15 protein-coding genes are annotated in these 19,918 nt (G+C 41.1%); 3 read left to right on the top strand and 12 right to left on the bottom strand.

Translation table 11 applies throughout. The features are described 5' to 3' along the window. Window positions 1–72: 72 nt before the first annotated feature. The 11 genes from ABFU83_RS17370 to ABFU83_RS17320 form a co-directional block, all read right to left on the bottom strand. The gene (locus ABFU83_RS17370; protein ID WP_136404496.1) at window positions 73–483 is read right to left on the bottom strand and encodes a GPW/gp25 family protein; all 411 of its coding nucleotides are present in this window, start codon (window positions 481–483) and stop codon (window positions 73–75) included. Between the two features lie 145 nt (window positions 484–628). After that, the gene (locus tag ABFU83_RS17365) at window positions 629–919 is read right to left on the bottom strand and encodes a PAAR domain-containing protein (protein WP_136404497.1); all 291 of its coding nucleotides are present in this window, start codon (window positions 917–919) and stop codon (window positions 629–631) included. An 83-nt stretch (window positions 920–1,002) separates the two neighbouring features. Next, window positions 1,003–2,748: a type VI secretion system tip protein VgrG gene (gene vgrG / locus ABFU83_RS17360; RefSeq protein ID WP_347067786.1), complete on the bottom strand. Its 1,746-nt coding sequence runs from the start codon at window positions 2,746–2,748 to the stop codon at window positions 1,003–1,005. Window positions 2,749–2,752: 4 nt separating this feature from the next. Next, complete coding sequence (locus ABFU83_RS17355) at window positions 2,753–3,484, bottom strand: LysM peptidoglycan-binding domain-containing protein (RefSeq protein ID WP_347067784.1); 732 nt, start codon at window positions 3,482–3,484, stop codon at window positions 2,753–2,755. Then, window positions 3,484–3,642, bottom strand: coding sequence for a DUF5908 family protein (locus ABFU83_RS17350; protein ID WP_168732852.1), 159 nt, complete (start codon window positions 3,640–3,642; stop codon window positions 3,484–3,486). The genes ABFU83_RS17355 and ABFU83_RS17350 overlap by 1 nt, the downstream gene beginning before the upstream one ends. Window positions 3,643–3,866: 224 nt before the next feature. Continuing rightward, window positions 3,867–4,307, bottom strand: a complete 441-nt coding sequence (locus ABFU83_RS17345; protein WP_347067783.1) for a phage tail protein — start codon at window positions 4,305–4,307, stop codon at window positions 3,867–3,869. Between the two features lie 2 nt (window positions 4,308–4,309). Continuing rightward, complete coding sequence (locus ABFU83_RS17340) at window positions 4,310–4,741, bottom strand: phage tail protein (protein WP_136404501.1); 432 nt, start codon at window positions 4,739–4,741, stop codon at window positions 4,310–4,312. A 31-nt stretch (window positions 4,742–4,772) separates the two neighbouring features. Next, window positions 4,773–6,140: a phage tail sheath C-terminal domain-containing protein gene (locus tag ABFU83_RS17335; protein ID WP_347067781.1), complete on the bottom strand. Its 1,368-nt coding sequence runs from the start codon at window positions 6,138–6,140 to the stop codon at window positions 4,773–4,775. Between the two features lie 24 nt (window positions 6,141–6,164). Next, the gene (locus ABFU83_RS17330) at window positions 6,165–6,596 is read right to left on the bottom strand and encodes a phage tail protein (protein ID WP_136404501.1); all 432 of its coding nucleotides are present in this window, start codon (window positions 6,594–6,596) and stop codon (window positions 6,165–6,167) included. 31 nt (window positions 6,597–6,627) lie between these two features. Beyond that, on the bottom strand, window positions 6,628–8,313 hold the full coding sequence (locus ABFU83_RS17325) for a phage tail sheath C-terminal domain-containing protein (protein WP_347067778.1): 1,686 nt from the start codon (window positions 8,311–8,313) through the stop codon (window positions 6,628–6,630). A gap of 31 nt (window positions 8,314–8,344) precedes the next feature. Continuing rightward, complete coding sequence (locus ABFU83_RS17320) at window positions 8,345–8,929, bottom strand: DUF4255 domain-containing protein (RefSeq protein ID WP_347067776.1); 585 nt, start codon at window positions 8,927–8,929, stop codon at window positions 8,345–8,347. A gap of 592 nt (window positions 8,930–9,521) precedes the next feature. On the opposite strand from ABFU83_RS17320, the gene ABFU83_RS17315 reads away from it, so the two are divergent. Then, window positions 9,522–9,836, top strand: a complete 315-nt coding sequence (locus ABFU83_RS17315; protein ID WP_347067774.1) for a hypothetical protein — start codon at window positions 9,522–9,524, stop codon at window positions 9,834–9,836. 34 nt (window positions 9,837–9,870) lie between these two features. Further along, a complete protein-coding gene (locus ABFU83_RS17310; RefSeq protein WP_347067773.1) occupies window positions 9,871–11,880 on the top strand; it encodes a contractile injection system tape measure protein in 2,010 nt (669 codons plus the stop codon). 92 nt (window positions 11,881–11,972) lie between these two features. On the opposite strand, the gene ABFU83_RS17305 is transcribed toward ABFU83_RS17310, so the two are convergent. Next, window positions 11,973–13,790: a hypothetical protein gene (locus ABFU83_RS17305; protein ID WP_347067771.1), complete on the bottom strand. Its 1,818-nt coding sequence runs from the start codon at window positions 13,788–13,790 to the stop codon at window positions 11,973–11,975. A gap of 382 nt (window positions 13,791–14,172) precedes the next feature. Here ABFU83_RS17305 and ABFU83_RS17300 point away from each other — a divergent pair, with 382 nt between their 5' ends. Then, window positions 14,173–19,899 (top strand): choice-of-anchor L domain-containing protein, encoded by a 5,727-nt coding sequence (locus ABFU83_RS17300; RefSeq protein WP_347067769.1) that lies wholly within the window; start codon window positions 14,173–14,175, stop codon window positions 19,897–19,899. Window positions 19,900–19,918 lie beyond the last annotated feature (19 nt).

Here is a 19,918-nt window from a genome sequence, read left to right as displayed (position 1 = left end):
TATGGTCAGATGCACTACTTGATGTAAACTATTCTGGCAAAATCGAATGGGGTTACAGTCATTACAAGTCGTTTAGATTGCGGTAGCTTCTCCTTTATAGAAAGGAAAAACAACATTGCTTCTCGTATTGGTATTTCTCACTTCATAATCGATATGTATCAACACCTGTCCTTCCAGTTCTTCTGTAGTATCAATTTCAATACTGATAATATTGATTCGGGGTTCATGGTACAAAATGGCGCGTTCAATAATCCCTTTCATTTGTGTGATTAGTGTTAGTTCCAGGGGCTTAAAAAGCATTTCCTGTAAATCACAACCATAGTTTGGAAACATGACCCGTTCTCCTGGTCGCGTAGACAAAAGGATTAGTAAACTGTTATTGATATCTTCAACATCAGTAGTCATGGTCACGCCTCCTTCTGCTTTATTAAACTCAGGCGGAAAACTCCAACCTATTCCTAAAAAATCTGTATTTATTTTCATACTGTTCTTTATATATTTTTTTATTGTACTCGTTTATCGGTAATATGATGCCTTAGTTTACTTGGGTGTGGTTATAGCTATTTCAGTTTTTAGGCCAGGCCGAATATGGGTAGCCATTACTGCGTTTAAATATCATAATACAGCACTATCCACCAATTAATACGGTGGGCATACCGGCCGATATGACACCTCCATGTGCAGTGGTATCGCCTTGTCGTGCTGCCGGTTTCCCGCCTATTAAAACGGTCGATGATCCGGCCGCTATGGTATCGGGTGGACCACTACAGATTGCTTTGTCGCCTACTCTTGCTGCGGGCATTCCGCCAATTAATACTGTCGGTTCACCGGCCGGCAATATAGGTCCACCTACATGAGGTACATTTCCAGTGACCATCGGGCAGGTATGCATATCTGTGATTCGTGCTGCTGGTTTCATATATTGTTATTTATAATTTTTTCAGATCGTAAGGCCCCGCTTCCTTTGCATTCTTTTTTCGTCCTTGCGATCCTTATCGTTTTTTAGTTGATTTTTACCTGCGATCCTTTGATTACGGTTACCGCTCCTGAGGATACTTCCGAACCGGAACTTCCTTCGGCTTTAAACTGTGCACTGGCTTTCAGTTTTACATTGGTTCCTTCGATACTTACATCTCCGGAGGCTTTAATTTTAATATCTCCTGCACTTTCCATCGTAATACCATCACTTTTAAAAGTGAGTACGTTCGAATGTTCATCTTCAATTTTTATAATGTCGGCATCTTCATCTAAAATCACTTTCTTACCAGCCGGTGTCTCGAGTGTATAGGAAATTTTGTCATCATTGAAAATCATTTTCATTTCACTTCGGGTCACAAATCCTTTTTCATGATTGTCATCGGTTGCTGTTATCGGTGCTGGTTTGGCACTACTGTGCAACATTCCCAGAACTACGGCATCGTTTGGATCGTCGTTTATAAAACCGATAATAACCTCATCTTCAATTTCCGGTCTGAAAAAGGAACCTCTGTTTTCTCCGGCATCAAGTGTTGCTACACGACACCAGATTCCTTCTTCTTCATTGTTAATAATTGGTATTTGTACCAGAATTCGATCTTCTCCATCCGGATCCGATTCCAATTGTGTTACTACGCCAACATGCAAACCGCTAATGGCTGGCATAATTCCGGATCCCGGCATTTCGCTCACATCATAGGTTTCTGAAAACCATGTTGGAGTTAATCCAAATTGTGCTGTTGCCAACCAGTTTCCTTCTGTAACTTCATGGCGTACACCTGTGACATAAATGGTACCGTTGAATCGTTTTCCTAAACCTTCTAATTTTAATAAGACCCCTGGCTTTACTTTCGGAATCCCTTGAAATGTTACCGTTCCGCGTGATTTTGCCAATTGCTGAAAAGTCGCTTTGGCATCGCTCCAGTCTTGTAGTTCTTCCTGAGTGATCTTACCTCCGTGTCGCAATTGCAGGTCTTCGATTCCGAAAACATCAGCCAGATCACTTGGCGAAAGATCACCATTGAGTGTAATTCCAGGATCCTGCGCTTCTGCTTCTACGATCTCCTGATCGGTATAACTCCATGAGGAAGCGGTGATTGTACTAAACTGATCTCTGGCATCGATTTCGCCGTCAAATTCATGAACAGAAGAACCAAAGGCTACGGTTTCTACTGCTTCGCCACTCACTTTTGGTTTGGCTACTTTAATGGTACCGTCGTCCACAAAACAAAGCTTTCCATTAGCCTGTGCACGGGTTACCATAAAATCCCAGTCGGAAGCACGGTATTGTACCAATTCCTTATGCGTTTTTGCAGTCGTTTCGACATCTGCGGTTGCGCCACTATTTCCGATCAGTTCTTCAATAATATCGCTGTCTTTACTTTCGTAGAAATACTTGCTTTTTCGCCCCAAAGTCATCTTCACTGCTTTGTCTTTACACTCCACAATCAGGAACGTCGATCCGTTTTTAACTTTTAAGTTATGTTTGACCACAACCCCTTTAAAAATGGTCTCCTCTTTGGAATGGTATCCAACCGTAATTTCAATTTCCTTTCCCGGGATCAATAGATTTTCACCACTTAGTTTAAAGTCCTGATCCGGAGCACTTCCATCTAAAATAACAATGCGGGCATGTGGAATCCTGTTCACTTCTTTTTCTACCACAATACTTTTTACGCCGTATTGAACGGGCAGTTCTGTGCCTCCTGACATCACTTTAAAGGTTACCAGGTCGGGAGTTTTTGCTGTTTGTATGTAGCCGCTATTATTCATCTTATTATATTTTTGCTATAGGTGGAAAGAATAATTCTTGTCCAGGAATTAATTGTCTGAAATTGATGATACCGTTTACTTTGGCAACTTCCAGATAGTATTTCGAGTCTCCATAAATTCTTTCGGTCATCAAAGGCAATGTATCACCGTCTACTACCGTTCGTTTATGGGTAAGATCGGGCGAGCTCATTTTATCTGTTTTTGCTGCGAGTTCCGGGCTAATAGATTCTGTGAATTTTGCTTTTCCGATGGCTCGTAACGGTCTTCCTTCATTATTGAATAATTTATATTCGATGGTAAACTCCGACAGAAATCCTAAAAATTCAAAATCACCCCAGTTGATGATCACATTATAGGGTTTATGAATTCGTCCTTCCAGTTGTCCTGTAGCCTTATAAAAATCTTTTATTTGTTTTGCCACAGCGGCTGCTGCGAATGCCGATCCCTGTCCGGCTTTTTGCGCCGCACTGCTAAGTGCTTTATTGAGGGCATTTGATTCGGACACACCTGTTCCATCAAAAAGAAAATCTAATTGTAAATCCGACGGAACCGAATTGGCGTATTTCAGATCCGCTTTCGAACTACCCATTGCCTGATCTTTTGCAAAATTTGATTTATAGGTCATGGAAAAACCTGCAGGATTGATAAAAGCTTTAAAAGCGCCCATTAAGATTCGGGTTTCATAGTTAGAATCTTTATAGGTTCCAATAGTTAATTTTTGAATTGATCCTCCCATTATCTTTCTTTTTTACGTTGTTCAATAGTTACTATTTGTTCTACGCTTTCGCTGATTGCCCGCATGATTCCTTCCATATCTGCCGAATCGGCAGTTGTACCGGATGCATTTTCGTCCACATTTATCTTAATATGGAGTTCTTTTATTTCTATTGGCATTTCGTTTGCTTTTAATGGATTAGTAAACGCTTTAAACACTGACAATAAGCACTTTAAAGCGCTATTTATTAAAAAACCAAACACATAAAGCGTCCATTCAGGTTGATTTTAACAATCAAACTGTCGCCTTTTTTTCAAAAAAGATTTAGTTAAGATTTTACCTTTAACTAATACACTTTATGTGTTTAGTTTTGCTATTCAAATGACAAGCTTAGGCCGCTTGCTTAAGGTATTGTGTAATATCTGTATTTGAGTTCTATCGTTTCAATAGCCAGTTTACTTTCTTCGGCGTTAAATTCGGACACATCCCATTTTACCGGATAGGCCCCCACAACATTCCAAGACATAGATGGTGCTGTTGAATCCGTTCCACCTGAAAGTGTAATGACTAAATCTCTGGGTGCGAACTCGAATCGTTCCATGGCAGCTCTACACCATTCAATCAATCCGGAGTCTTCTACAAGCCCACGCTTTAAAACTAAATTAGGATATTTTGGACGCAGTGGAAGTTGATGAACAAATCGGTTCTCGCCTCCTTCTGCATACTCTTCAGTTCCAATTTCTGTAGATAATCCAGATACAGATTGAAATCTGGAGTCAATACCCTCTGATGCTACTCCGCTAACTGTAAACGAAAAGCTTGTTGGAGGATATACGCCTGCCATGACTAGTTATTTTCAATAGTTAATCCTTCGTGAGCAATCTCCAATGTTTCGATAGCAACTTCACTGGCGTCCGCTTTCAAGTCACTAGCCTGTAATTTAACCGGGAATGCGTTTTTCACTTTCCAGGTAATAGCTGGTGCACCGGTTTCATCTAAAAGTGAAATCGTAACCGAACGACGTTCTACTGTATTCAAGTTGATCGTGTTCAACCAAGTAAAGTACTCATTATCTCCTTTGAAAGAACCACGTTTTAACGTGATGTTCGAGAATTTTCTAAGTCCCGGCATTTTGATTTTACTGAAATCCGGACTCGCTCCGTGTCTGTATTCCGTAACGTCAGTTTCAATCTGCATTCCGGTCACTTCTGTGAAACCTAATTTCGTTCCACCCCAATCAACTTCGAAGGAAAACTTTGCTAATGGATATTCATTCATAATTTTTTGTATTTAAATTGTTATCTAATTTTTATGCTTCTTGTAATTTGTGTGAAAAGCGTAACACGATAAATTCTGCAGGGCGAACTGCTGCCATACCGATTTCAACGATCATTCTACCTTCTAAAATATCCTGAGCCGACATTGTTTCGTTTAAACCAACGCTCACATAGTAGGCTTGTTCCGGAGTTGATCCCGCTAAGGCACCACTCATCCATTGTTGGTTAAGGAAATTTTCGATCATTGCTTTTACACGTGTCCATGTTTTCGCATCGTTAGCATCAAATACAAAACGTTCTGTTGCGTTTTTAACTGATTCTTCCACCATGTTAAAGAAACGACGAACTGATACATATCTCCATTCGTTGCTGTTTCCGTCTAATGTTCTGGCACCCCAAACTAAAGTACCTTTACCGTTAAAAGTACGGATCGCATTGATTGATTTTCCGTATTTAGAGTCAACGTTTAAGCTTTCCTGTTGTTTATGTGAAATTTTTTCAACCGGAGCAATTACATAGTTAAGACCAATGTTTGCCGGTGCTTTCCACACTCCAGAAGTGCTGTCCACTTTTGCATAAACTCCAGCGATTGCTGAAGATGGTGCTAAAACAACACGTTGTGCAGCAATTGCCTTTTTCGCCTGGTTGTATAAAGCCGAGTTATTTCCTTTTAATTCACTAAGAAGTTCCGGTGCATCCGCTACAGCTTGTGTTGTTCCATTTGGAAGAGTCTTTTTATAGGTCGAAATTGCAACTTCTTCATCTTTATAGTTGTAGCTCAAAACCGTTTCTAATTTTGGGTGGTAAGCTGCTCCGTATTTTAAACCGGTTGCTTCAACTTTAGTTCTGAAAATTTCAAGATCCCCAATTACATCCATAATCACAAAACGGTCACCCATTTTTTCTGCCTGATTTAAGGAATTTACGTATAAAGTACAAGCGTCGATTTGTCCTAAAGCTTCAGCATCCGGGAATACGATTAATGTTGGCTCGTCTTCTTTTTCCAATAGATCTAGTCCATCTACCAACTCGTCAAAATCCACTGCATTTACTGTAGTTCCTGTTTTATAATGATTTACAGCAACGATATAACAAGGACCACCGCCATTTGCAAAATACATTTGCAATGCGTAGTACATTTTAAATTTACTTAAATTGGCTGCCGTTACCGTTGCTGTAGCTACTTCATCAAGTACGTCTAATGTGATTGCTGTTTTTTCAAATTCTGCACCTCCAAAAAGTGTTTCATACTCCATTAAGGAAGCAATTCTTGTTGGGTCATTTTTTGGTCCTTTTTCAGTATATCCAACAAAAGCCGGAATAGCTGTTTCTACTTGCGCCACTGATGGTGGGAATTTTACAATTTCCTCTACGTAAACCCCTGGTGTTTTGTAATTCATGTGTTTTAATTTAAAAGTTATTTATTAATTGTTTTCGATTGTTAATCCTTCGTGAGCGATCTCTAAGGTTTCGATAGCCACTTCACTTGCATCTGCTTTTAAGTCGCTGGCCTGTAATTTAACCGGGAATGCGTTTTTCACTTTCCAGGTAATTGCCGGTGCTCCGGTTTCGTCTAAAAGTGAAATCGTAACCGAACGACGCTCTACCGTATTCAGGTTGATCGTGTTTAACCACGTAAAGTACTCGTTGTCTCCTTTGAAAGAACCACGTTTTAACGTGATGTTGGAGAACTTTCTAAGTCCCGGCATTTTGATTTTACTGAAGTCCGGGCTGGCTCCGTGTCTGTATTCCGTAACGTCAGTTTCAATCTGCATTCCGGTAACCTCCGTGAAACCTAATTTTGTTCCACCCCAATCAACTTCGAAGGAAAACTTCGCTAATGGATATTCATTCATAATTTGCTGTATTTAATTGTTTATCTAATTTTTATGCTTCTAGTAATTTGTGTGAAAAGTTCAACACAATAAATTCTGCAGGGCGAACTGCTGCCATACCGATTTCGATATTCATTCTTCCTTCCAAAACGTCCTGATCAGTTGTTGTTTCTTTACCAACGATAACGTAGTAGGCTTGTTTCGGAGTTGATCCCGCTAAGGCACCATTCATCCATAACTGGTTCAGGTAATTTTCGATCATGGCTTTCGCTTTTACCCAGGTATTGGCGTCATTGGTTTCGAAAACGAATCGCTGCATTGCATTTTGAACTGATTTTTCAACCATATCAAAAAGACGACGCACCGAGATATATTTCCATTCTGTGTCTTCTGAATCGAAAGTTCTGGCACCCCAAACCAGGTTTCCTTTACCGGTGAACGTGCGGATTGCATTAATCGATTTTCCGTTTGTATCTACGTTTAAGCTTTCCTGTTCTTTGTTTGAAATTTTTTGGGTTGGTGCGATTACATAGTTAAGTCCTAAATTCGCCGGTGATTTCCACACCCCTTGTGTACCATCAACTTTAGCATATACTCCAGCCATTGTAGCCGACGGCGGTAATACCACCTTTAATTCGCCGATTACTTTTTTAATCTGATTGTATAAAACGGAATTTGTAGTTTTTAACGCTTCCAGTTTTAATCCGTGCGCATCTCCTTTTTTATCCTGAGCGAGATCTACCGCATTTTTTAAAGTGGTAATATATCCCGTAATATCAGCGACATCACGATCTTCGTCTTCATTCTGAAGATCTTGTAAATACGATTGAACATCCACTAACGAAATTTTACCATCGGCCGTAACATTCACTTCTTCTACGATAGCAATAACACTCTTCGCAATATCGATAAGCATTTTTGTATCAGCAGGTTCCTCTTCTGTTGCACCGGCCAATTCTGCCGTAGCAAGAAGACTTAACGCGTTCAAATCGGCCACAGAAGCTGCGAAAAAACCACCGGTAGCATTGGCTGGCTGCAATCCGGCATGATCGATTGCTAGGTCTTCATTGAAACGATAATTTAATACGGTTTTCAAATGCGGGAAATACGCTGCAGCATGCATGGTTCGTCCGATTCTGTTTCGAAGAAATTCAACGGTATTAAAACCAGTGTCCTCATCTTCACTTTTTGATTCCCCAAGGAAAGTATCCATGATCAGGAATTTGTTTTTTAAGTCGTCGGCCTGTGCGATGGCATCCTGGTAAAGTGCATAAAATTCTTCCTGATCGGTTAATGATGTTGCATCTGGGAAAACAACAATTGTCGACTCTTCCTGCAAAGCAGAAGCTTCCAGACCTAACTTCAGATCACTTTTGTTTATTACATCGCCAATATAGTCACCTACAGAAACAACATAACACGGACCGCCACCATTTGCAAAATACATTTGCATGGAATAGTACATTAGGAACTTTACATTCGGTTTTACCAGGGTCAAGCCTTCATCTACAGTATCTTGTAATTTGATACTTTCTTTGTTAGCTTTTCCAAAATACGTTTCATAGTCCATTAAAGAGCTGATCTTCGTAGGCACCATTTTCAACGGTTTGTTTTCTTTGTCAAGCGCTATTTCGGTATAGCCGATAAATGACGGTACTGCCGTTTCTACCTGAGCTACAGAAGGTGGAAATTTTGGGATTTCCTCTATAAAAACGCCCGGAGTTTTAAATTCTGACATGTTTTAAAAATTTAGGTTAATAATAATTTTCTTAGATTTTTTTTTCTCTTCTTAGGATATCGATATCCTCGATTATTTCCGGATAGGTTTCTCCAGCTTTTTGGATTTTCACAATGCTTATTTTGTATAAAGCAGACGGAATTACTTTACCTCCAAGCAATCCCCACACATAACTCAACTGATCGAAAGGAAGTGGGTGTAGTTGTAGTTTAATACTGAATCCCTGTGCTTCATTAACAAAGGTTTTCTCGGTATTAAAGGTTTGAATCACTTTAGAAATATTCCGAAGTGCGATTTCATAGTTATCACGGTTTGCCGCAACCATCACATACAGGTTTAGATAAGCTGTCGGATTCTTTTTCTTATAACCTCTAGGTACCGTAGAACCTTCAGGATAAATAGGCTCATACCTTGATGTATTTTTTAATGCCGATTCTTCCTCTGCGCTCAACAATGAAATGACCACCTTATTGCTAATCGCTGTCGCATCATTATCTTCTTTTGCTATACTATCAATCACCACATCTACCGGCTCCTGAACCGGGTACTCCGGATCCGGAAGATTTAGTTCATGATCAAGCTTGTCGCTTAATGCTTTTAATACTTTATAAATCATAATTTTCTATTGTTGATTATCACGATGCAAACATACAATCACAGCTTCCGAAAAAACGAATATTTTGCCCCCGTAAAACTGTCTTTGCAGTAAGTCGTTTTTATGGCCAATTGTAGCGATCGACAAAAAATAAATTATAATCAACTGATATACTGCTACTTAAAAACACCACTATTTCCTAAAATCGTATACTCTTTTAAGTCCGCAATCCCGCATAAACTCAGGTATTTAAGAGGCAATTCGCACCATAAAAAATAAAAAAACCTCTTATAGTCATGTTTACAAACCAAAAACAAGGACAATATTAACAATGCAACTACAGCAAGCCGTTAATAAAATCAAGTAACGAACCATTTTAAACACACCTCATCGCACTTACATCAGAAAAAACAGTCGGATACCAGTTCCTTTTAGCAGAAAAAAGAACCTCAAAACCGATCCCGCATCCCCATATACGGCAAAGGATTGCGTCATATTTCATCCCTTTTTTCAAATTGCGATCTACTGCAAAGACAGAATCCAGACGACTAATAACTAGCCTGATGCGATCACTTCTAATAATTTTGGCGGTATAATTTTAATACTAAACCCGATGAATTTTAAAAATCTTTTCCAAAAACGCAATGAGATTGCAGATGGTCATTTTAATGAGTTTCGTTCTAAAATCGGATTCACAAATGAAAGCGACGAATACATTTTTGCAAAAAGGGAAACCATCTGTAATGCCTGCCCTTTAAAAAACGGTAACAGCTGCGATACGCAACGATGGATTGAGCCATTGACATTAGAAGTTTCAAAAATGCCAAGAGAAGGCTATATAAGAGGTTGTGGTTGCAGGCTAAGTGCCAAGCAAAAGTCAAAATATAGTAGTTGCCCGGCTGGTTTTTGGGGCGGAGAATTCGAATAATTTAGAAGTAGCTGATTTATAAAATAATTGCACAGTGGAACACACCCATATTATACATAAAGTTATCATTGAGGTTTCGGTTAACAACAGGAAAAAGGCGTATGCGATCAAAGATGATATCAGTAGCTTTTTAGCTATGGATGTTTTTCCTAAACTTGAAAAACATCTTAACACTGTACAGGCCAAAATACCGGCTCACACTTTACAGATTGCACAGTTGGTTGTCGACGTCAATCATTGTGAATCATCATCAAATACGATATTAAACGGCACATTAAAAAATGACGTTATAACAGCGTTCCGAAAGGAACTTGCCGAAATAATAAAAAACGGATCGGGTCAGCATCTGAATCCGTATCTAAGTCAGCGACGACATCTAAACCTAAATCAGTATTATAACCCAAAACACAGCCAAGATCAACAGTACAACCAAAGGCAACATGAAAACAATGGACAAAATCAGGTTGCAGGACAAAATCAAGATTACGAACCAAGTTGGAATGATGAACAACGTCTGAATAACGGACAAAACCGTAACCACAACCACAACCAAAATCACAGGCAAAACCCGAACCCGAACCCGAACTATGATCAGGGTCAGCCTAATGGACAAAGTCAAAGTCGCGGGCAAAATCAGAACCAAAACCAGGGTCATCGCCAAAAGTCGCGTAATGACCAAAATCCGAATTATGGTCAAAATCCGCGCTACGGACAAAATCATAACGAAAATCCGAATTATGGTTCTGATCCTGGCTACGACTCAAATTATGATCGGAATCCGAATTATGGGACTACCGAAAATCCCGGAATCCATTTTCTGGGAGAAACCGAAAAATTGCTACAGACCTTTATTCATTTTATAGAAACAGGTACTATGCCCTGGTGGGATACCAATGAAACATCGGCTGCTATTTTTGAATCCATTCCGTTTAGAAAAATCATTTCCGAAAAAGCTTTTGTAGCCAAAATTGTGTTCCGCATCCAAAAACCAAAAGTACAGGAACGCATTATCAATCAGTTCACCGATGCCCAGATCGCACAAATCTGTTTGGCCGTGATACAATCTAAAGGTTTAAAAATCGCACTTAAAAGTGCTATTATAAAACAACTTTCCGGATCGTCTTTTGCCGATCGAAAAGTGCTATGGTCTTTAATTTTACAAACCATATCCACACTCGTATCGAACAACCTTACGAACTCAGAAACAACTATAATTCAACAGATTATCAAAACAATACCGCTCTTAAAAGCCGCAAAAAATCCGGAAACCGAAGAACAGATCTGGGAGGAAATAAAAGCTATTTTTCCTTTTATCGAACAGCGTGTTCCCTATAGTACATTCCGCGAGACAAAAAACGAGACAGAAAACGAGACAAAAAACAAAACAAACGGCAAGACACCCGAAAAGACGCCCGAAAAGACGCCCGAAAAGACATCCAAAAGCAACCAGAAGCATCCGGATAAAGAGGAATTCCAAAAAACAGCACAAAATAAAATCACTCCTGAGTTATTCCAAACAACGCAGCAGAAAACTCCGATAACCGATGAGGTATCAAATGACCTTCAGGTGCAAAATGCAGGACTTGTGCTTATTCATCCTTTTATTGCCAATCTTTTTAAACATTGCAATCTGATGGATCCCAAAACCAATACGCTTACCGATCCGGAAACCGGCATTCATCTGTTGCATTATATTGCTACCGGAAAAACCAACCAACCCGAAAGTGCGATGCTTTTCGAAAAATATTTGTGTAATTTTCCACTACATCAAAGTATTAACCGGCATGTCAAACTTACGCGGAAACAGAAAACCGAAGCAGCAAAAGTAATCGGAGCCGTACAACAAAACTGGAGTGCTATGAAAACGGCATCGGTAGGATTGTTACAACACGAATTTTTTCAGCGCCCCGGAAAATTAACCGTAGACAGTCAGACACTTATAGTCGAACGCAAAACACAGGATATTTTAATGGACAAACTATCCTGGGGAATCAGTATGATACGACTCCCCTGGCAAACCCAGTTCACCTATGTCAATTGGTAATTGTTTATTGTAGAACCCGACGACCCACAAAGGTTTCAAACGGTATTCCGACCTTTGTGGGCATCATTTCGCTACTTTCTCCAAAGCAACACTTATGATTCAGGTATAAATTGGTAAAATGCCTTATAGAGTTTCGAAGGATTAAAAAACGAAATTATACCCTGATCATCAATTTCCAAAAACTGATAGTCCGAACGCTGTTCCAGTGGTTTCGGATAGATATACCACGTTCTGCCGCCATCGAAGGAAAAATAGGTAAAGCCATTGCTGTTATCCAACAGGTAAATCTGATCCTCTTTTTCGAGAACAACCACCCCGGAATTCCACGGATGATCGGCAACCTGGTTTTGTAAGCGCAAGCTTCCCGAATTATTTTTAAACCTCAGTTCTTTTTTATTGATCAGAAGAAAATTATGATATCCTATAAAAATATCTTCGTCCCTCTTTACAGAACCGGAGAACGGAGAACGGGGATCTTGTATTTCTTCGACTTTAAACTCCCAACTGTTCTGATTTCTAAAAAGGACAACCTGAAAGTGCGGTCTTTCGGAATCTCCGCTAAAATTATAATTCCAGGTTCCCAACACCATGGCGTCATTCACCGCAAACCAACTGTGATTATGGCCTTCCAGATAATTAATAGCCTCATAGAAATCATTTGTTATTTGTATTGAATCCACTACTTTTTCATTTTTCAAAAGGTAATAGGTTACCCGTTTAATGGTATACTTTCTTGTTTTATGTTGCACTTCTTTTCGTCCGTAACCAACCGCAAAATCGGAATCCAGAAATTCAATATGTTCCAGATCGTATTTCGCAAAAGTTTGGGTCATTTCAAGGCTTTCCTTCCATGTTTGTCCTTCGTCATCCGATTGGTACACGTGTCGTGTGGGTGGAATATAGCCTTTTTCCGCCGTCTGTTGCTTATCCATACGCCACACTTCCTGGTAAACAATTCCATTGAATGGATTTTTATACAAATAGCCGCTGCTAAACAAGTGTATGTCGTTTACCGGAAACCAATGCCGAATGGAATTCTCCCGTTTGTCATAAAGTGAAAACACATATTTCCAATTACTTTCATTGAGCGAATCTTTGCTATAGCGTATCCGGCCGAAAAAAACATCCTTATCGCTTGTCGGATTAAGTGCATCATCCCAATAAGGTTCTTTAAAAGGTAAAGCCGGATTGTGAAATTTCGTCGGTTCAATCCGTTTATTAAGCAAAAAATAACCCCGTTTAAAATTTTGCACTACATAATCGTCGGCGCGCTTCGTTAGCTGATCGCGGATTCTATAGTCCGCTTTCCGTAATGCCAGCGAATCGTACAATACTTTAGGAATACGAAAATGACGTTGATCAAGATTCGCAAATGCCACTTTTCCTGTAGGCTCTGGTTTGTTGTCCCATACCGTTTTCGCCCAATTCGGAAAATAATAGCGTCCGCCAATAAACTGTAAGGTATAATCGGAAGCCGGTTTTGACTTTTCGTTGGCATTCTGACCGTAAATCTGCAATCGTTCTGAAATTCCGCTTCCTATTCCAGTCGTTTGGTTGAGGTACATTGTATCCTTTTGGTGGATGATTTTAATTTCCAGAGGAACATAACTGTTGTACTTTCCCTGTGGTATCCGAAGTGAAAAGTCATTAATCCGGATATAATTATCAAATCCCTCCCGTTGATAGGGTTTAACCGGCTCCAGTGAATCGTTTGGAATAGCTGGCGACCGATACGACACACTGTCGATGACGATACGATAGGCCTTATTTTTCACAAAGGAAATTTCATTGCCTTCGCAATCTAAAATCGTATAATAATAGCGTGTTGTAAAGTCCCGCCATCCCGGTTGTGCTTTGGCAATCGTAGATAGTATAAAAAAAGTGAAAAACAAAAAGTAGCGGTGTAACATAATGAATCTTTTTATTGTACCGCGACTAAATTAAGCCCTCCCTCTTTTCTTTTTTTTGAGACTTGGTCAATCATTCGTTTGGCTTGGTGTATGGGATCTGTTTTCCAACAGGAGTCTTAAAAAAAATACAAACTGTATTGTTTTTTTCAACATTTATCACGCGTCATAAATAAAACGCGTCATCCCTTGAAAAAACAGGTATTCACAATTATATTAATCAAAATCTACTGAAAAGACTAAAAAAAACAACACTTTTGATTTTTTGTAACAAAACATATGTAAAAAACAATATTTTGTTATTTTTAACATTAGTGTAATTTTTTAATCAAATTTACTTTACATTTAAAAAATATTAATACCAAAATTCACAATAAATTAAATTATGAAAAAAATTACACTACTAATTTTTATGTCATTATTGAGTTTTGTGGGTTTCTCCCAAGTATTTCCTGAAGGATTTGAAGGCACCGCTTTCCCTCCAACAGGCCCTGGAGGAACCTGGGTAATATCTCATAACGGCATAGGAATGGGCCCCGCCAACGGAAATCTGTGGATTCGAACCCCTTTGAATTCTACAACCTCACCACCACACACCGGGAACTATGCAGCTATGGTCGAACGGGTCAACATCGGTAACGGCAATACCGAAGAAGACTGGCTGATTTCACCATTAGTTACTGCCCCCGCCAATGGACAATTACGTTTTTACGCCCAACATGGTCGCGCCGGCGATCAGGGATCCAAACTACAGATCCGGGTTTCTACAACTTCTCAAACGAACCTATCTACATTTACAACACAAATTATCGAACTATCGGAAACGGCTATATCGCCGACACCGGGTACTTATGTAGAACAAGTAGTAAACTTCAACAACCTGGTTCCGGCCAACCAGCAGATATACATTGCCTTTGTAAGAGTGCACACCCAAAACGGTGCCTCTGCAGATGGGGATCGTTTTCTGATTGACGATATCAATCTGGTACAACAATGTTTGGACCCTGCAAATGGTGTTGCCGGCACAATAACGACCAATTCGGCACAGCTTTCGTGGGATAACCCAAGTGGCTCTACCCAATGGGAAATCGAATTAATCCCTTCTGCAGATCCTTTAACAGGCGTAGGACAGGTGATTAACTCGAATCCTTATACCGCTACTACCACTTCAACAGGTACACCTATAGCACCTGGAACAGTTTACCAATATCGTGTACGCTCTATCTGTACCGGCGGTATTCCAAGTAACTGGGCCGGACCGTTCTATTTTACGACTGTATCCTTAGGACAAACTTGTGCGGCACCAATAATGATCAACTCTTTACCGTATTCTACTACTGACGACACGTCGAATTACGGTAATCATATTTCAGGAGACCAGGGCGCTTCGGGTTGTAGCGCAACCGGCAACTACCTGACCGGTAACGATGTTGTTTATGCTTATACGGCAACATTCACCGGTATGATCGATATCTCTATGACACCAACAGCTACCTATTCGGGTATTTTCGTGTATGATAACTGTGCCAATATTGGAACCAGCTGTTTGGCCGGTGTGGGGAACTCCACCTCCAATATCCGGAATATACCCAACTTCCCGGTAACCACAGGTACGACCTACTATTTCCTAATCTCTACAAATGCATCTCCACAAACAACCGCGTATACGTTGGTAATCCAACAGGTAACCTGTCCGCCGCCAACGGCATTAGCGGTAGGCACCTTAAACATGACCTCAGCCGATTTAACCTGGGGTAACCCAAGCGGTGCTACCGAATGGCAGGTTGTAGTACAGACACCAGGATCGGGCGTTCCAGCCGGAGCCGGAACAACCGTAACGGCTTTACCGTTTAACGCGACTACAACATTTGCCGGTGCTGCTTTAACAGCCGGATCCAATTACGAATATTATGTGCGGGCAAAATGTCCGGATGGTTCGTATAGCCAATGGTCGGGACCAAAACTATTCCAATTACCGTTATGTAACAACGCCTGTAACTTCTCATTTGTAATGACCGACAGTTATGGCGACGGATGGAATGGTAATACGATCGATATCCGCCAAAACGGTGTTATTATTGCGACATTAACCGGACCGACTGCAACAGACGGAACCAATCCGATTACCGTACAGGTACCTTTGTGTTCCGGAATTCCTTATGAGGTCTACTGGAATCCGGACGGAAGTTACCCTACTGAAGTAGGTCTAACCGTAATTACACCTTTTGGCGTAACGGCCTATACCAAACCTCCGGGAACAGGATCTCAGGATTCATTATTATTTACCGGTCCAACCGACTGTGTACCGCCAACGTGTCCGCAGCCTACAGCATTAACGGCTTCAGGAGCTACTGCCAACTCGATTCAGGCTGCATGGACAGAAGCCGGAACCGCTACAACATGGGAAGTAATCGCCCTTCCGGCAGGTTCTCCTTCTCCAAACACAACGCCTCCAACATCCGGTATTATAACCGTAACAACCAATCCTAACCATGTGATTAGTTCGTTATCATCGGATACCAACTATGATATTTATGTAAGAGCTGTTTGTAGCCCTACCGATTCCAGTTACTGGACCGGACCTGCAACACATAGAACATTACCGGATTATTGTGCCGGAGATCATTTTTATGATAGCGGTGGCGCAACTGGTAACTACAGCAACAACTCCAATATTACCACTACAATCTGCCCTTCAAATCCAGGCGATATTGTAACCATTGAATTTAACGAATTTAATATTGAAAACTCATACGACTTCCTTACAGTTTATGATGGCAGTAGTGCAACCGGAACACCAATAGGTACTTTTACAGGAAACTTAAACGGCAACCTTCCGGGACCGTTCGAATCTTCGGTTCCAGGTGGCTGTATTACTTTTGTATTCGAGTCAGATGGAATTGTAACTGCTCCGGGTTGGGATGCAACCGTAACCTGCGGACCGCCACCAACCTGTCCGCGACCTACGGCTGTAACCATTAGCAACATCACCCAAACTGGCGCCATGATCGACTGGACCGAAGTGGGTACTGCTACACAATGGGAAATCGTAATTATTCCGTCCGGAGATCCGGCACCGGGGGCGAATCCTCCAGGTATAATTACAACTTCGATAAAACCATATACCATTCCGGAAGGCACCTTAACGCCATCAACATCATATGACGTATTTGTCCGAGCTATTTGTAGTCCGACAGATAAGAGTAACTGGTCTTTCCGTAAAAAATTCACAACCAAACCGGTAAACGACGAATGTAGCGCTGCTACTCAGGCACCGGTAAACGACACGCAATTGTGTACCCTAACAACTCCGGGTACAGTAGTTGGTGCCACAGCTTCCTCCGAACCAAATGCCTGTGGCGGAACGGCCGATGATGATGTATGGTATCAATTTACCGCTACCAACGTTCGTCATTCCATCAAGCTTTTAAATTTAAACGGAAGCACAACCGACTTATTCCATGCGGTTTATTCCGGTACTTGTGGTAACTTAACACAATTGTATTGTAGCGATCCGGAAACGAGTATTGCAGAAAACTTAGTGGTAGGTCAGACCTATTATATCCGTGTGTACACCTATACTTCTACACCGGGTCAAACCAGTACTTTTGACTTATGTGTTGCGACACCACCACCGCCAATCGCAACCAACAATACACAGTATACTGTTCCGCAACTGGTACAGGATGTATTGATCGGTTCTACCTGTGCGCAGATCAGCAACATTACCTGGTCTACAGGAACAAACTTCGGAAACCCGAATGGTATCGCTTACTTTACCCGTAACGGATCCAACTTCCCATTAGAAAGCGGAATCGTACTATCGACAGGAGATGCTTTAAAAGCTAAAGGTCCAAATACCTCCAACCTAAGCGATGGTACCAATTCATGGCCGGGCGATACACAATTATTCAATTACATCCAGAATCTTGGATTTGATCCGGATTTAACTATTTATCGTAATGCGACTGTTCTGGAATTTGATTTCGTTCCGATTACCAACCAGTTAAGTTTCGACTTCCTGTTTGCGTCAGAAGAATATGGAACATATCAATGTGATTTCTCCGATGCCTTTGCCTTTTTCCTAACCGATTCCAACGGAACAACTACGAACCTGGCTTTAGTACCGGGAACAAGCGATCCGATTTCGGTAACGCGAATTAGAGACAATGCTTATAATTCGGGCTGTCCGTCTATAAACGCACAATATTTTGATGTTTATAACGGCGAACCGAATGAAGAAGATGCTTCGATCAACTTTAACGGTCAGACGAAAGTAATGACAGCACAATCTGCTGTAACGCCAAATACGACCTATCATATCAAATTGGTTATTGCCGATAGAAATGATACCCAATTCGACTCTGCCGTATTCTTAAAAGCAGGAAGTTTTAACATTGGCACGGTTGATCTTGGAGACGATTTACTAATTGCAGACGGAACGGCGGTTTGTTATGGTGATAGCTATACTATTGACACCGGATTAAACCCTGCTGATTTCACATTCACATGGTCGACAGCTGGAGGTACTCCGATTCCGGGTGCTACCGGACCATCATTAACCGTGACGCAAACAGGCGATTATACCGTTAGTGCTCTATACAACGGAACTACCTGTTCACAGTCGGATACGCTTTCTGTAGAATTTTATGATCAAATTGTAGCCAATACGCCGTCGAACATGACTGTATGTGATGCTTCCGGATTTGCAACATTCGATCTTACGACAAACAACAGTGCAATCTTAGGAAACCTGGCAACAGCGGATTATACGATTACCTTCCATAATTCGCAGGCAGATGCCGACGGAGATCTTAACCCTATTGGAACACCGACGGCCTATACCAACGTAATCCAATATCAGGAGACAATTTATGTACGCGTCGAAAACAATACGACCGGATGTCATACGACTGTAACCTTTAACCTGATTGTTCAGGACTTGACACCTCAGTTTACGATTACTCCGGATCTGACCATTTGTACCAATCAAACCGGGCAAATTGTTGTGACACCAACGAATTACAATCCAGCTGATGTGATTTATTCATGGACACATGGTACGAATCCGTTAACGGATACAACCGGAACTATTACCGTGACACAATCCGGTGCTTATACCGTTACGATCAACCACAACGGATGTACCGCAACAGCCACCGTAAATGTTACCGTAAATCCGGGCGTACAACCAAGCTTTAACCAGATTGCGTCATTCTGCGAAGGCAGTACGGCACCAAGCTTACCGGCTACCTCTATTGAAGGCGTTACCGGAACCTGGTCGCCAGCTACGGTGAGCAATACGGCAACCGGTACCTATACCTTTACCCCAACAACAGGTCAGTGTGGCAGCCCGGTAACGATGACCATCACGGTTATTCCATCGCCGGTACCTTCATTTACTGCAATTGCGCCAATATGCTCGGGCAGTACAGCACCGGTATTACCAACGACGTCAAACGATGGTTACACTGGAACCTGGTCGCCAGCTACTGTAAGCAATACCGCAACAGGAACCTATACCTTTACACCGGATGCCGGACAATGCGCTAAAACGACTACATTAACCGTAACCGTACAGGAGCCGTTCGCGTTTACTATTTTTGGAGACTGTGTTGCCAATCAATTTGTGTTGACCGTACAAACATCGGATAGCAATCTTGATCTAAGCAATGCCCATTTCCAATGGACGAATAACAATGGAACGACAGTAGGAAACGACAGTCCGACATTTAACGTATCGGAATACTTTAGTTCGAATACACCGAATCTTCCGGCTATATTCAAAGTAAAAGTAACCAGTAGTGCCGGATGTTCTTTAGAACTACCATATACCGTAGAACAAGTATACTGTCAGATCCAGAAAGGTATTTCACCGAATAACGACGGACTAAACGATACTTTTGATTTAACCGGATTTAATGTAGAAAAACTAGGTATCTTCAACCGCTATGGCGCTGAGGTTTACACTTTCGGCGCAGGTTATACCAACCAATGGTTTGGTCAATCTAAAGGTGGTAGTGAGTTACCAGACGGTACGTATTTCTATGTGATCGAGTTAAAAGGAGGGGATACTAAAACCGGATGGGTTTATATCAGCAGAGAGAAATAAGCAGTAACATTATATAAAG

Origin of the sequence: Flavobacterium sp. WV_118_3 (genome assembly GCF_039778605.1) — a bacterium.
In the GTDB taxonomy this organism is placed as follows: domain Bacteria; phylum Bacteroidota; class Bacteroidia; order Flavobacteriales; family Flavobacteriaceae; genus Flavobacterium.
The sequence above is the reverse complement of the archived record's forward strand: the minus strand, read 5'-3'. Positions and strand labels throughout refer to the sequence as shown.